This window comes from Salinicola acroporae, from assembly GCF_003206615.1.
GTDB classification, from domain to species: Bacteria; Pseudomonadota; Gammaproteobacteria; order Pseudomonadales; family Halomonadaceae; genus Salinicola; species Salinicola acroporae.
Genome location: NZ_PZJW01000006.1, coordinates 50,294 through 64,699, shown reverse-complemented (window position 1 = coordinate 64,699; position 14,406 = coordinate 50,294). Strand labels below are relative to the sequence as shown.

The window sequence follows — 14,406 nt, the reverse complement described above, 5'->3', positions numbered from 1 at the left end:
CCCCAGTGTCGGACTCAAAACACTGGCTAAGTATACAGACCTGTCACTGCCGTTCGAAGTCTTGCAACCGATTAATCCTCCAGCCCTGCCTTGAGTTCCCGCCATAGCCGACGGTAGGCGTGGGTGGCACGACTGCGAGGCGCCAGGTCGGCCAGCGGACTGCACTCCAGGCTCATGCGCTCGACGTCGCTGGCGTAGGGAATCCAGGTTTGCATCGGCGTTCCGATGGCGGCCGGCGGTGCCTCGAGCCATTCGCGGTGCAGCGTCCGACGTCGGTCGACCAGATTGAAGAACGGCGTGAGCCGCTGGCGCTGGCGCTTCTTGAGGTCGAGATGATCGACCATGCGCGAGAAGGCCTGGACCGACAGCGGGCTGGGAATGGTCGGCACCAGAATACGATCGGCGGCACGGACCAGTTGTTCGGCCAATGTGGAAAGTCCCGGCGGGCAGTCCAGCACCATCAGCGCATACTCCTCGCTGAACGGCGCAATCAGTCGCTTGAGGTGCTTGCCGCCATCGGCGTTGTCATCGAGCAGGCGGTCGAGATCACGCAGTCGAATATCCGCTGGCAACAGGTCGAAGCGCTCCCACGGCGTGTGCTGGACCTGCTCGCCCAGCGGAGATTTCCCCGCCAGCAGCTTGCCAACCTTGCGGCTCATGCCGTTTTCCCCGCCGAGTATCCAGGTGGCGGCCCCCTGCGCATCGAGGTCCCACAACAGAACCGGCAGACCGTCGCGATTGGCTTCCCGAGCCAGATTGACGGCGGCCGAGCTCTTCCCGACGCCGCCTTTGAAATTATGCAGGGCCACCACTTTCATGATCGAGACATTCCCTGAGTCGCCGGTTAGTGTCTCGGATTCTACGGCGTGGGCGGATCCGCGGAGATGACGTTTCGATGACAAGATGATGACAGCGCCTGACGCTCGAGCCAGCGACGTTTGCCGGCCGCGCTGAGTCGCTTGATCGCGGCCTCGAGTCTGAGCGCGTCACCGTGACTGCCGACCGCCTGGGCGTGCCGCAGGGTCAGCGGCCCCTTGCCGCGCAGGGCGCGTGCGCCTTTGCCACTGACGTGCTGGGCAAAACGCCGCTCGATATCGGTGGTGATGCCGGTATAGAGCGAACCGTTGGCCATCTCGACGAGATAGAGATACCACTGCCGTGACTGCGCGCCCGTTGCCGGGTCGGCTGGCATCGACACTGGCGATCAGAGCCCGGCCAGCGCCGAGCGCATACTGCCGATCACGCCGTCGTAGCGGTGGGCATCGTCGAGGCTACGGGCCTTGAAGATTGCCGAGCCGGAAACGAAGGTATCGGCCCCCGCACCGGCGATCTCGGCAATGTTGTCCGGCCCCACGCCACCATCGACCTCCAGCCGGATCGGCAATCCGCTGGCGTCGATACGCCGACGCGCCTCCCTGAGCTTGTCCAGCGCGGCAGGGATGAAGGACTGGCCGCCGAAGCCGGGGTTGACGCTCATGATCAGGATCATGTCGACCTTGTCCATCACGTAGTCCAGGTAGGAGAGCGGCGTGGCCGGATTGAACACCAGTCCCGCCTTGCAGCCGTGGCTGCGGATGAGCTGCAGCGAGCGGTCGATATGCTCGGAAGCCTCGGGGTGGAACGTCACGTAGCTGGCACCGGCGTCGATGAAGTCGCCGATCAGCCGATCCACCGGCTTGACCATCAGATGGCAGTCGATTGGCGCGGTGATGCCGTGCTTGCGCAACGCCTCGCATACCATCGGCCCCATCGTCAGGTTGGGCACATAGTGGTTGTCCATCACGTCGAAATGAATGATGTCGGCCCCCGACGCCAGCACGTCGTCAACCTCCTGCCCCAGGCAGGCGAAGTTGGCGGAAAGAATCGAGGGGGCAATCTTGAAATCGCGCATGAGCGGGGAATCCTTGTGCTGGCTGGCTTCTGTCGCCCATTCTAGCGCACGTGCCTCGACGTTTGGCGGGCCGGACGCAAAACCGCCTCGCTGGCGACGCCAGCGAGGCGGTTCGGTCGACCTGGCGGCGACGCTTCAATCCACGAAGTCGGGCTTGCTGCTCTGGCGATCCTCCGGCAGCGCCTTGCGGACCTCCGCGACCTGGTCGGCGGTCACCTTGCCGCCGTGGTTGCCCCAGGCACCGCGAACGAAGGCCGCCAGCTGCGCAGCCTCCTCGTCGGAGAGCCGCCAGCCGAAGTCCGGCATTGCCAGCGCTTCCGGCTTGCCGGGCGTCGATGGCAGACGCGCCCCGGCCAGAATGACGTGGACGAGCCCGGTGGGGTCGTCGGCGTTGACCAGTTCGTTGTCAACCAGCGAGGGGAAGACCTGGGGCGCGCCCTGACCGTTGGCGAAGTGACAAGCATTGCAGTTATCCAGATAGAGCCGCGCTCCCGGCTTGCCCTCGACATCGGCGGCGGTAAGCATCTTCTCGGTCTGTTCCGGCGTCGTCTCGCTCCCGGTCTTTTTGTCACCGTCGGCTGCACGCGGCAAGGACTTGAGATAGGCCGCCATCGCGTGCAGGTCCTCGTCGCCCAGATGCAACGTGCTGTTAGCGACGACCGAGGTCATCTCGCCGGTCACCGCGCTATGATCGTTACGCCCGGTGGCGAGGTAGGCGACGATGTCGTCGGCGCTCCAGTTCTGCAGCCCTCGCCCGCCATTGTCGTCGCCACCACCGCCACGCAGATTGGGGGCCCACCACCCCTCCAGCGTCTCGCCGGTCAGGTAGGCATCGTCGCTGTCATCCAGCGCTTTCTCCTGGAAAAGCACGCCACGAGGCGTATGGCAACTGCCGCAGTGCCCCAGCCCCTGGACCAGGTAGGCACCACGCGCGACCTGCTCGCTCTGACCTGACGTGGGCGCGAATGTATCGGCGTCGGTGAACATCCAGTTCCACAGGCTGATGCCCCAGCGCTGGTTGAACGGGAAGCTGACATCGCTCTCCGGCGCCTTCTCGGCGACAGGTTCCACGCCCTGCATGAAGTAGGCATAGAGGGCGTCGATATCGTCGTCGGTCAGCTTGGCGTAGGAGGGATACGGCATCGCCGGATACAGGTTGGCGCCATCGGCGCGCTTGCCCTCGCGCAGCGCGGCGGCGAACTCGTCCCGCGAATAGTCGCCGATGCCTGCTTCCGGATCGGGGGTGATATTAGTCGAGACGATCGTGCCGAACGGGCTCTCGATCTTCAGCCCGCCGGCAAAGGGCTTGCCTTCCGGCGCCGTGTGGCAGGCCACGCAGTCACCCGCTCGCGCGAGATACGCTCCCCGCTCGGCCTCGCTCTGCTGCGCCGCCATGGCGACCGCCGCCGTTCCCAGCACACCGCACCCGACGAGTGCGGGCATCCAGTATCGATGAATCATGATCGCACTCCTCAGGCTTGAACCAGTGGTCCGGGATTGGGCAGGTACTGCTCGCGGATTGCCTTGGCCGCCCAGTACGTCAGCCCCCCGACCAGGCCGGTCGGGTTGTACTGGATGTTCTGCGGGAAGGCACTGGCGCCCATCACGAAGACGTTGTGAACGTCCCAGGTCTGCAGGTAGCGGTTGAGCACGCTGGATGTCGGGTCGGTCCCCATGATCGCGCCACCCACGTTATGGGTGGTCTGATACGGCCGGACGTCGTACTGGGAGTTGAAATCCTTGAACGACAGCTTGTAGTCGTCCGGCTTCAGGGCCTTGGAGAGGATATCGATCTTCTGCTTCATGAACTGGGTCATGCGCACGTCATTGTCCTTCCAGTTGAAGGTCATGCGCATCAGCGGGCGACCGTGATCGTCGGTATAGGTCGGATCGAGATCCAGGTAGCAGTCGCGGTAGGACATGTTGCTGCCGTGGGAACCAATGGTCATGGTATGACCGTAGGTCTCCTGGACGGCCTGCTTCCATTGCGCGCCCCAGCTGGGAGCGCCCTTGGGCAACGGCATGTTGCGAATCGGCTGGCCGTTGGTCATGGCCGCGCTGAAGTAGGATCCGCCAATGAAACCCGCCTGACCGAAATCGATCTGCTCGACGCCGAAATCGTTGAGCACCTCGGCGTTGGCACCCGCACCGATGAACGGGTTGAACTCCTTGTCCTTGAAGTAGAGCGTGGCGCCGCCGTTCATCTGGTAGGCGTAGTTCTTGCCGACAACCCCTTCGCCGCTGATGGGGTCGTAGGGCTTGCCGATGCCGGAGAGCAGCAGCAGATGCACGTTGTGCAGCGAGTAGGCGCCCATGATCACCAGATCGGCCGGCTGAATCACTTCGTCGCCGTTCTCGTCGATGTAGCTGACGCCGGTGGCAGTCTTGCCGTCACTGGCCAGGTTGACCTTCATCACCTCGCAGTTGGCACGATAGGCGAAGTTCTTGCGTTGCTTGAGCGCGCCCAGCACGCAGGTCTGCGGCGACGACTTGGAGTAGTTGAGGCAGCCATAGCGCTCGCAGAACCCGCAGTAATTGCACGGTGCCAGCTGCATGCCGTATGGGTTGGTGTATGCCTCGGAGGCGTTGGCCGCGGGCATCGGGAACGGGTGCAGCCCCTGCTCGGTGGCCATGTCGCGGAACAGGGTGTCATTGAGGGTTCGCTTCATCGGCGGCATGGGATACTCGTCGGAGCGCCAGCCTTCGAAGGGGTTGCCTCCCTCCTGGATCTCGCCGTTGAGGTTGCCGGCCTTGCCGGCGATGCCGGCGACTTTCTCGAAGAAGTCGAAATGCGGCTCCAGTTCGTCGTAGCTGACCCCGAAGTCCTGAATGGCCATCTCTTCGGGAATGGTATCCGCGCCGAACGTCTCCTCGACGTAACTCTTCAACCGCAGCTCCTGCGGTTGCGGCCGCCAGGTATGCCCGTTCCAGTGGGTGCCGGCGCCGCCGACGCCGTTGCCCGGCAAGAACGACCCCAGACTGCGATACGGCACCGCCAGGTCCCTGACCCCGTGGCGGACGGTAAGCGTATTCTTGGCCGGGCGTTGCATCAGTTGATAGCGAACGCCGTAGGTCAGTTCATCGGCCATCTTCGGATAGGCGAAATCGGGCACGGTGTCCTGATCCGGGCCGCGCTCCAGCGCCAGCACGCTGAGGCCTTCGTCGGTCATTTCCATGCCCATGATCGAATTGGTCCAGCCGAGGCCGATCAATACGACATCCACATGCGGGTTGGTCTTGGCCATGATCTATCCCCTCTCTCCGGTAAGGCTGACCGGACCGAGCGGATAGGCCTTGTTGTGTTGTTCGACCCACTCCAGGTAGGAGGCACGCGCGCCGGGGAAGCCGATGAACTTCCACGACGCCATGTGCTTGTTGCCCCCATGAATCGGGTCGGCGAAATAGCCTTCCTTGGTGTTCTGCAGCAGAAACGCAAAGAACTGCCCGGACGACACATCGTCGAACTCGATCTCCCCTTTCTCCAACTGCGTCAGTATCTGGGTCTGGGTGTCGACATCGAGCGCTGCGAACCCCTTGCCGTGATTGTCCTGGCAATAGCGCCCCGTTGCCGCGATCCCCTTGCGGTAGACCTCCCGCGGCGCCAGTGGCGACTGATAGCCGAACAGCGGCGAAACCCCCGGATGAAACGGCCCCTTCATGTACCAGTCCGCCGCATGGCCGAATTTGCCCTCCATCTGCTGGTCGATGAAGATCGGCACATTGGTCTCGAGCGCCCCCGGACCTTCGCCATCGCTGGGGATCAGACGGTCGCAGGCGGCCAGAATGAATCGCCACTCGTCGGCATCGAAAAACGTCGGCTGGTAGTCGTCGAGATTGGCGGGGGGCTCCGCGGCCGCGGCGGTCAGCGATACGCCACCGCCGACGGTCACCGCCGGAATCATCATCAGCGATCCCTTGATGAACCCCCGACGCGATGCGTTCTTGAGCTCTGAGCTCATGGTTATCTCCTTCACAGTCCGGGTGAAGCACAGCGGTCGGCTCGTTGGCTCCGAGCCTTGTTATTGGCGGACGGCGGTCAGGCGCCGTCCTTCAGCACGACATAACCGGCGGTTATGTACTCATTCATTTCCATTTGGTGCGACAAACTACCACACCCCAAACTTGTTAGCACGGAAATCAAATACCCGAAGAGGACATCGGCGACGAATAATTTCTATACTGCCCAAGGCGTTAATCGTGGTCCCGACAGGTTTCACGATTCAGCTTTCGCCACCACAACAATCGGATTCCGAGGGTAACCGCATGCCGAGACTCACTTCTGCCAAACGCCATCCTCGCCGGGTCGCCGGACTCTGCGTTCTCTGCCTGACATTGGCGTACTCGGTGACCTCGATGGGTCAGTCCGCCATTCTCGAAGGCGAGCGCTTCCACCCCCAGCTCGGCGAACACGGGATGGTCGCCACCAGCCATTACCTGGCGTCGCAGATCGCCCATGACGTTCTCGAGGACGGCGGCAACGCGGTCGATGCCGCCGTTACCGCCGGTTTCGCGCTAGCAGTGACACAGCCCCGATCCGGCAATATCGGGGGCGGCGGATTCATGCTGATCTCCGACGAAAAGAGCGACAAGGTCATCGCCATCGACTACCGCGAGAAGGCGCCCGCCGCGGCCTACGAGACCATGTTCCAGAACGAACAGGGCGAAGCCGTCTCCGAACTCTCGCGCTATACCCACAACGCCTCCGGGGTGCCCGGCACCGTGGCCGGCCTGGCAGTGGCGCTGGACCAGTACGGCACGATGTCGCTTGCCGAAGCGCTGGCACCCGCGATCAAGCTGGCGGAGGAGGGATTCATCGTTCCTCCGCGCTTCGCGGAGGGGCTCGAGCAGTCCCAGGATCGGCTCAAGCAGTGGGATTCGACGCGCAAGGTGTTCTACAAGCCGGACGGCTCGCTCTATCGTCCCGGCGAGCGGTTTCGCCAGCCCGACCTTGCCGCAACGCTCAAGCGCATCGCCGAAAACGGCCCGCGCGAATTCTACGAGGGCGAGACGGCACGCCTGATCACGGCGGAGATGCAGAACCACGGCGGCCTGATGACGGCACAGGATCTCGCCGACTATCAGCCCACGATTCGCGAGCCCGTGCACGGCAACTATCGCGGCTACGATGTCTACGCCATGAGCCCGCCCTCCTCCGGCGGCGCGCATATCGTGCAGATGCTCAATATCCTCGAGGGCTACGACATCCACGCCATGGGCTTCAACTCGGCGCGCACGATCCACGTCATGAGCGAGGCGATGAAGCGTGCCTACGCCGATCGCGCCGAATACCTGGGCGACACCGATTTCGTCGATGTCCCGCTGCAAGGCATCACGTCCAAGGCCTACGCCGAATTGCTCCGCCGCCAGATCGATCTCGACCGCGCCACACCCAGCAGCGATATCGCCGCGGGAGATCCGCTGCCGTACGAGTCCAACGAGACCACCCACTTCTCGATCGCCGACGATAGCGGCCTCGCCGTCTCCAACACCTACACCATCAACTTCAGCTACGGCTCGGGCATCGTCGTCGACGGCGCCGGATTCCTGCTCAACAACGAGATGGACGATTTCTCCGCCAAGCCCGGCACGCCCAACGCCTATGGACTGATCGGCGGGGAAGCCAACAAGATCGAACCGGAAAAGCGAATGCTCTCTTCGATGACGCCGACCATCGTCAAGAAGGACGGCAAGAACTTCCTGGTGACCGGCAGTCCGGGCGGCTCGCGCATCATCACCACCACGCTGCAGGTGGTGATGAACGTGATCGACCACGGCATGAACATTCAGAGCGCGGTCAGCGCCCCCCGGATTCACGACCAATGGTTGCCGGACGAGATCCGCATCGAGGACGGCATCAGCCCGGATACCATCGCCCTGCTCGAGGCCATGGGCCACAAGGTCAGTCAGCAGGAGGCGATGGGCGCGGCACAGTCGATCCTGATCGAGAACGACGGCACCTTCACCGGCGGTGCCGACCCGCGGCGCTCGACCTCGTCGGCGATGGGCATTTGAGCCATGAGAGATGCCAAGCCTCGGATCGGCTTCTTGCTGCATCGAGCGGATGACGCCGGGCGGTGGCCATGCTGACCGCACCCGCTCGGCACATCCTCTGTCTATTGGCGATCGCCGTCATGCCATTTGGCGCCGCCGCCCAACCGACGAGCGGCGAGCGCATCACGCTCGCCGCCAGCGACCCCGAACGCGTGATCGAGGCTCGGCTCAGCGGCGACCAGACCGCCGAGTACCGCGTCGCCGCGCAGCAGGGCCAGATCCTGTCCGTGGACCTGGACGCCTCCCGCGACAGCGTCTACTTCAATATCAAGTCGGCCGACGGCGGTGAGTTCCTGTTTGCGGGGATGATGGCGGGCAATGTCGCAGATGTCGCCCTGCCAGAAAGCAGCGACTATCTCGTTCAGGTGTTTCTGGTCCGCGCGGCTGCACGGCGTGACGAACAGGCGAGCTATACGCTGACCATCGGTGTCGATGAACCGCGCGATGCCACGACGGCCGATGCAAGCAGGCGCAGCACCGGACCTGCAGAAACCAACCGGCCCGATGACATGGACGGGCCAAAATACTGGCAGGTGGCGCTGGAAAACGCGACGACCAGGCTCAACGTTCGGTCGGGTCCTGGCCAGCAGTACGCCATTGCCGGCCAGTTGGCCAATGGCGAAACGCTCGAGAATCTTGGCTGCCGTCTGAGCGGCGCCGATCTCTGGTGCCATGTTCGCGCCACGGGCTCGGGGCTCCGCGGCTGGGTCGCCGGGCGATTTCTGGTCGAGGGAAGCCCGCCGTCGGCATCGAGCCCCTCGAGAGGCAACACCGAACTTCAAGGCCTGAAGAGCAGCGACCACGACTTCGATGCCACGGGTACGGTCGACTGCGTGCTGGAACCGGGCCAACCCGCCCAGCCATGCCCTTTCGGCGTGATTCGCGACGGGCCCGGCAATGCGGGCATCTGGATCGCCATGCCTCCGGGCCAGGATTCGAAAGACTCGCTGCATATCCTGTTCGAGACCGGCATGGTGACCGCAATCAGTCATGGCGGTCATGGCGGTCATGGCGGTCATGGCGGCGCGGATTACATCGCCCGAAAAATCGACGATCACTACCAGATCGATACGGGCATGCGCCAATTCGTGATTCCCGGGGCCGTCGTCTACGGCCAGCAGGCCAAAGCCAATGACGACAAGATTGACGAGGATGCGGTTGATGACGGTGTCATAGAGGGCGATGCGGTTGATGGCAATGCCATTGATGACAGTGCCGGAGATGACCATGTCGCCAATGATCCTCAAGGCAGCGACTAGCCGCTTCGGAAGGCATTCCAGATGCCCATCGTCCTGATCGCCATTGCCGAATGGTTCGGTACCGCCCTGTGGTTCACGCCCAATGCCGTGATCGGCGACCTTCAGGTCGCGTGGAATCTCGCGCCAGCCGACCTGGGCTGGCTGACCGGCGCGGTCCAGATCGGCTTTCTGGCCGGTACGCTCGGGATCGGCCTGAGCGGACTTGCCGATCGCGCCCCCGCCAGCCGCCTGTTCGCACTGTCGTGCCTGATCGGCGCGCTTTCCAATGCGCTGCTGCCTTACGCTGGCGGACTCTGGCCAGCCGTGGGATTGCGCGTGGTGACCGGGCTGGCGTTGGCCGGCATCTACCCCATCGGGATGAAACTGATGGTGGGCTGGGCGCCCGGACGCGCGGGGCTCGGCCTGGCGTGGCTGGTCGGCATGCTGGTCCTGGGCACCGCGATGCCCCATCTGCTGGCCGGGATCGAGTGGGGAGGCAACTGGCGGGCGACACTGTGGTTCGCTTCCCTGCTGGCGCTGCTGGCGGCGGCCATCGTCTGGCAGTTGGGCGATGCCGCTCCCCTCGGACGGAGTGCCCCACAGCCAAGGTCACGCCTGGCCGGACTGGCCGCCTTCGGCATCGCCGATTTTCGCCGCGCCGCCATTGCCTACTTCGGGCACATGTGGGAGCTCTACACGCTCTGGACGCTCATCCCGCTGCTGCTGGTCGCGGCGAACCCCGAGCTTTCCCCGCGGATGCTGTCGATGTTGTCGTTTGTCCTGATCGCCGTCGGCGCCCCCGGCTGCTGGCTGGGCGGCTGGGCAAGTCAGCGCCTCGGGAGCCGCCGGGTCGCGGCCCTGGGGCTGGCCGGCTCGGCGATGGGCTGCGCGCTATATCCATGGCTGGCGCCCCATCTCGGCTTCGTCGCCCTGATGGCGTACCTGGCGGTGTGGAGCCTGCTCGCGGTGATCGACTCACCGCAGTTTTCCGCCCTCTCCGCCAACGCCTGCCCGCCTGCGATGGTCGGTAGTGCGTTGACGCTCCAGAACGCCATCGGCTTCGCCATCTCCGCCCTCTCGATCGCCCTGCTGGTACCTTGGCTCTCCGCGCTGGAAGCGACGATTGCGTGGTGGCTGCTGCCCGGCCCGCTGCTGGGACTGATCGGTCTGCGGCGGTTGGGCCGGCCATCCGGCCGGGGATGAGCGCGCCGCCCCCTGCAGTGAGCGACGGGTCGTCCGGCTTGCCGCCACGGGAGCTTATAGAGTTACCGCGCAAAGTTATAATAAAATCTTCTAAGTAAACGAATTGTCATTCCATTAGGATTTATCTAGCCTTGCCGGCATCGCTAATAATCGTAGGGAATAGACTCATGCTTGGGCTCTCCAGACCTCGCTCGCTCTTCGCGGCATCCACCATTGGCCTGGCATTGACGCTGGGCGCCCTGTCGTCGGCTCAGGCCCAGGATCAGCCACGCGAACTGCTCAACTCCTCCTATGACATCGCTCGCGAACTGTTCGCCGCGATCAATCCGAAGTTCATCGACTGGTGGCAGGAACAGCACGACGAGACCGTCGGCGTCAAGCAGTCCCATGGCGGCTCCTCGACCCAGGCCCGTTCGATCATGCAGGGGCTGCGCGCCGATGTAGTGACGTTCAACCAGGTCACCGATGTCAATGTGCTTGCCGATGCCGGCCTGGTCGCCAAGGATTGGCAGGATCGCTATCCGAACAACGCCTCGCCCTACTATTCCACCACCGCGTTCCTGGTGCGCAAAGGCAACCCCAAGCAGATCGAGAACTGGGACGACCTCGCCCGTGATGACGTCTCGCTGGTATTCCCCAATCCCAAGACCTCGGGCAACGGACGCTATACCTACCTGGCTGCCTGGGGTTACGCCGACCAGGCCTTCGATGGCGACGAGGCCAAGATCGAGGACTACATGAAGACGTTCCTCGGCAACGTCGAGGTGTTCGACACCGGCGGCCGCGGCGCCACGACGACCTTCGTCGAGCGTGGAATCGGCGACGTCCTGATCACCTTCGAGTCCGAGGTCAACAACATCCGCAACGAGTACGGCAAGGACGACTACGAGGTGGTGGTGCCGCCCGTCAGCATCCTGGCCGAATTCCCGGTGGCCGTGGTAGACGAATACGCCCAGCGCAACGGCAATGAAGACCTGGCCAAGGGCTATCTCGATTACCTCTACACCGAGGAAGCGCAGCGCTTGCTGGCCGGATTCAACTACCGCGTCAACGACGAGAAGGTCGCCGCCGAGTTCAGCGATCAGTTCCCGGAAACCGAACTGCTGCGCGTCGAAGACGTCTTCGGCAGCTGGCCCGAGGCAATGGAGACGCACTTCTCGAGCGGCGGTGAACTGGATCAGCTCCAACGCCGATGATCGCCCAGGCCCTCATGCGGCGCCGCGAACGCCGGGTGCTCCCCGGCTTCGGGCTCTCCCTCGGCATCTCGCTGACCTTCGTTTCGCTGGTCCTGCTGCTGCCCCTGACCAGTCTGGTGGGGCAGCTTTCGCAGCTGAGCTGGTCGCAGTACTGGTTCCTGATCACTGACCCGCGACTGCTGGCGAGCTACGCCGTCACGCTGTTCGGTGCCGGCGTCGCGGCGCTGTTCAACGCGGCGTTCGGCTTGCTGATGGCGTGGGTGCTGGTGCGCTACGAATTTCCCGGCAAACGCCTGGTCGACGCGCTGATGGACCTGCCGTTCGCGCTGCCCACGGCGGTGGCCGGCATCACCCTGGCGACGCTCTACTCCAGTAACGGCTGGATCGGACGGCTGCTGGAACCGTTGGGGATCTCGGTTTCCTACACCTGGGTCGGCATCGCCCTGGCGATGGCATTTACCAGCATTCCCTTCGTGGTGCGCACCGTGCAGCCGGTACTGGAGGACCTTCCCGCCGAGGTGGACGAGGCCGCGATGACGCTCGGCGCCAGCGATGGGCACGCCTTTCGGCGCGTCATCCTGCCCTACCTGTGGCCGGCGCTGGTCACCGGCACCGGGCTCGCCTTCGTGCGCTCATTGGGCGAATTCGGCGCGGTGATCTTCATCGCCGGCGGCAAGCCCTACGAAACGGAGATCACCTCGCTGATGGTCTTCGTCAAGCTGCAGGAGTACGACTACGCCGGCGCCTCGGCGGTGGCGTCGATCGTGCTGGCCACCTCGCTGGCGCTGCTACTGGCGATCAACCTGTGGCAGGGCCGCTTCATCAAGCGACTGCATGGAGGGCGCGGCTGATGATTCGTATCGGTGATGCACCGCGTGTCCGCCGCCTGCTGATCGGCGCGGCGCTGGCGTTGACCGCGCTGTTCCTGCTGCTGCCGCTGGTGGCGATCTTCGCCCAGGCACTGATGAGCGGCATCGACGTCTACTGGCAGAATCTGAGCAGTGTCTACACCCTCTCCGCCATCGGCCTGACGCTGCTGGTCGCGGCGATCACGGTGCCGGTCAACCTGGTCTTCGGGGTGTTTCTGGCCTGGCTGGTGACGCGCTTCGACTTCCCCGGCCGGCGCCTGCTGCAGACGCTGATCGACATCCCGTTCGCCGTCTCGCCAGTGGTCGCGGGCCTCGTCTACCTGCTGCTCTATGGCCGCAACGGCTGGCTTGGCGGCTGGCTCGACGCCCACGACATCCAGATCATGTTCGCCTGGCCGGGCATCGTGCTGGTGACGCTGTTCGTCACCTGCCCATTCGTCGCTCGCGAACTGATCCCGCTGATGCAGACGCAGGGGTCGCGCGAGGAAGAAGCCGCCGTCACCCTCGGCGCTTCCGGCTGGACGATCTTCCGTCGCGTCACGCTACCGAACATCCGCCACGCCCTGCTCTACGGCGTGATCCTGACCAACGCCCGCGCCGTCGGCGAATTCGGCGCGGTGTCGGTGGTCGCCGGGGCCATCCGTGGCCAGACCAACACCCTGCCGCTACAGGTCGAACAGCTCTACCAGGACTACAACACCGTCGGTGCCTTTACCAGCGCATCGCTGCTGGCATTGCTGGCGCTACTGACGTTGGCCGCCAAGGCCGCACTCGAATGGCGCGCCGCGCGCCGGGAGACCGCGACATGAGTATTCGCATCTCACAGATCGACAAGCGCTACGGGCGCACCCGCGCACTGGAGCCCATCGATCTCGACATCCACGATGGGGAGTTGATCGGGTTACTCGGCCCCTCCGGTTCCGGCAAGACCACGCTGCTGCGCATCGTCGCCGGCCTAGAACAGGCCGACGGCGGCTCGATCCACTTCGGCGACCGCGACGTGACCCGGGTCCACGTGCGCGACCGGCGCATCGGCTTCGTGTTCCAGCACTATGCGCTGTTTCGCCACATGACCGTGTTCGACAACGTCGCCTTCGGTCTCACCGCCATGCCGCGAGCCCGGCGTCCCTCTAGCGGCGAGATCCGCGGCCGGGTCATGCAACTGCTGGAAATGGTCCGGCTGCAGGACTTCGCCCAGCGCTTCCCGGCTCAGCTTTCCGGCGGCCAGCAACAGCGCGTCTCGCTGGCCCGCGCCCTGGCCCTGCAACCCGACGTGCTGCTGCTTGACGAACCGTTTGGCGCACTGGACGCCAAGGTCCGCCAGGAGCTACGCCGTTGGCTGCGTCACCTCCATGAAGAACTCCACTTCACCAGCCTGTTCGTGACCCACGATCAGGAAGAAGCACTGGAGCTGTCGGATCGGGTAGTGGTGATGAGCAACGGTCGGGTCGAGCAGATCGCCACGCCGGATACCCTCTATCGCCAGCCCGCCAACCAGTTCGTGTTCGAGTTCCTGGGCGACGTCAACCGACTTGAAGGCGATGTCGAAGACGAAGTCCTGACCTGCGGCGACGCTCGCGTTGCGGTACCCGGCGTCGAGAATGGCCGCCAGGAGCTGCTGCTCCGGCCTCACGAGATCTGGCTGGGGGAACAGCCCGATGCCCGTGCGCACCTTCCGGTCAGCGTCACGGCTGTCGTTCCGGTCGGCGCGGAAGTCCGGCTCGAGCTGGAGGCCGACTGGCTCGGCGAACCCTGGCTGGCCACCATCGGTCACGCCGAGTTCGAGCGCCTGGACGTGAAACGAGGCAAACGTCTTTTCGCCCAGCCCAGCCGCCTGCATCGCTTCGACACGCCACGACCGCAGACCCTGGCACCGCTGGCGACTTCCTGAACCGAACCGGCGAGCGGAGCGATGCGGCTACTGGCGTTCCGGAAACGGACGAGCGGTGTCTATAATG

Annotated in this window: 13 protein-coding genes; 7 read left to right on the top strand and 6 right to left on the bottom strand. The window is 64.3% G+C overall.

Annotation, left to right across the window (positions count from 1 at the left end):
- Positions 1-71: 71 nt before the first annotated feature.
- The 6 genes from DOM54_RS09665 to DOM54_RS09640 all read right to left on the bottom strand — a co-directional run bounded on the left by DOM54_RS09665 (position 72) and on the right by DOM54_RS09640 (position 5,850).
- On the bottom strand, positions 72-818 hold the full coding sequence (locus DOM54_RS09665; protein WP_110716144.1) for a ParA family protein: 747 nt from the start codon (positions 816-818) through the stop codon (positions 72-74).
- Positions 819-859: 41 nt separating this feature from the next.
- Positions 860-1,192 carry a GIY-YIG nuclease family protein gene (locus DOM54_RS09660; RefSeq protein ID WP_110716143.1) on the bottom strand — a complete coding sequence of 111 codons (333 nt, stop codon included), beginning with the start codon at positions 1,190-1,192 and terminating at the stop codon, positions 860-862.
- Positions 1,193-1,204: 12 nt separating this feature from the next.
- Positions 1,205-1,891, bottom strand: coding sequence for a ribulose-phosphate 3-epimerase (rpe, locus tag DOM54_RS09655; RefSeq protein ID WP_110716142.1), 687 nt, complete (start codon positions 1,889-1,891; stop codon positions 1,205-1,207).
- Positions 1,892-2,026: 135 nt separating this feature from the next.
- On the bottom strand, positions 2,027-3,352 hold the full coding sequence (locus DOM54_RS09650) for a cytochrome c (RefSeq protein WP_110716141.1): 1,326 nt from the start codon (positions 3,350-3,352) through the stop codon (positions 2,027-2,029).
- An 11-nt stretch (positions 3,353-3,363) separates the two neighbouring features.
- Positions 3,364-5,136 (bottom strand): GMC family oxidoreductase, encoded by a 1,773-nt coding sequence (locus DOM54_RS09645; protein ID WP_110716140.1) that lies wholly within the window; start codon positions 5,134-5,136, stop codon positions 3,364-3,366.
- Positions 5,137-5,139: 3 nt separating this feature from the next.
- Entirely contained in the window at positions 5,140-5,850 is a 711-nt protein-coding gene (locus DOM54_RS09640; protein ID WP_206019068.1) for a gluconate 2-dehydrogenase subunit 3 family protein, read from the bottom strand.
- Positions 5,851-6,154: 304 nt separating this feature from the next.
- Here DOM54_RS09640 and ggt point away from each other — a divergent pair, with 304 nt between their 5' ends.
- From ggt to DOM54_RS09605, 7 genes are all read left to right on the top strand, one after another.
- A complete protein-coding gene (gene ggt / locus DOM54_RS09635) occupies positions 6,155-7,903 on the top strand; it encodes a gamma-glutamyltransferase (protein ID WP_110716139.1) in 1,749 nt (582 codons plus the stop codon).
- A 68-nt stretch (positions 7,904-7,971) separates the two neighbouring features.
- Positions 7,972-9,201, top strand: coding sequence for an SH3 domain-containing protein (locus DOM54_RS09630; protein WP_110716138.1), 1,230 nt, complete (start codon positions 7,972-7,974; stop codon positions 9,199-9,201).
- Positions 9,202-9,222: 21 nt separating this feature from the next.
- Complete coding sequence (locus DOM54_RS09625) at positions 9,223-10,383, top strand: MFS transporter (RefSeq protein ID WP_110716137.1); 1,161 nt, start codon at positions 9,223-9,225, stop codon at positions 10,381-10,383.
- 167 nt (positions 10,384-10,550) lie between these two features.
- Positions 10,551-11,579 (top strand): thiosulfate ABC transporter substrate-binding protein CysP, encoded by a 1,029-nt coding sequence (gene cysP / locus DOM54_RS09620; protein WP_110716136.1) that lies wholly within the window; start codon positions 10,551-10,553, stop codon positions 11,577-11,579.
- A 14-nt stretch (positions 11,580-11,593) separates the two neighbouring features.
- Positions 11,594-12,430: a sulfate/thiosulfate ABC transporter permease CysT gene (gene cysT / locus DOM54_RS09615; protein ID WP_240613844.1), complete on the top strand. Its 837-nt coding sequence runs from the start codon at positions 11,594-11,596 to the stop codon at positions 12,428-12,430.
- Positions 12,430-13,257, top strand: coding sequence for a sulfate ABC transporter permease subunit CysW (cysW, locus tag DOM54_RS09610; protein ID WP_110716134.1), 828 nt, complete (start codon positions 12,430-12,432; stop codon positions 13,255-13,257). The genes cysT and cysW overlap by 1 nt, the downstream gene beginning before the upstream one ends.
- Positions 13,254-14,339, top strand: a complete 1,086-nt coding sequence (locus DOM54_RS09605; RefSeq protein WP_110716133.1) for a sulfate/molybdate ABC transporter ATP-binding protein — start codon at positions 13,254-13,256, stop codon at positions 14,337-14,339. Before cysW ends, DOM54_RS09605 begins: the two co-directional genes overlap by 4 nt.
- Positions 14,340-14,406 lie beyond the last annotated feature (67 nt).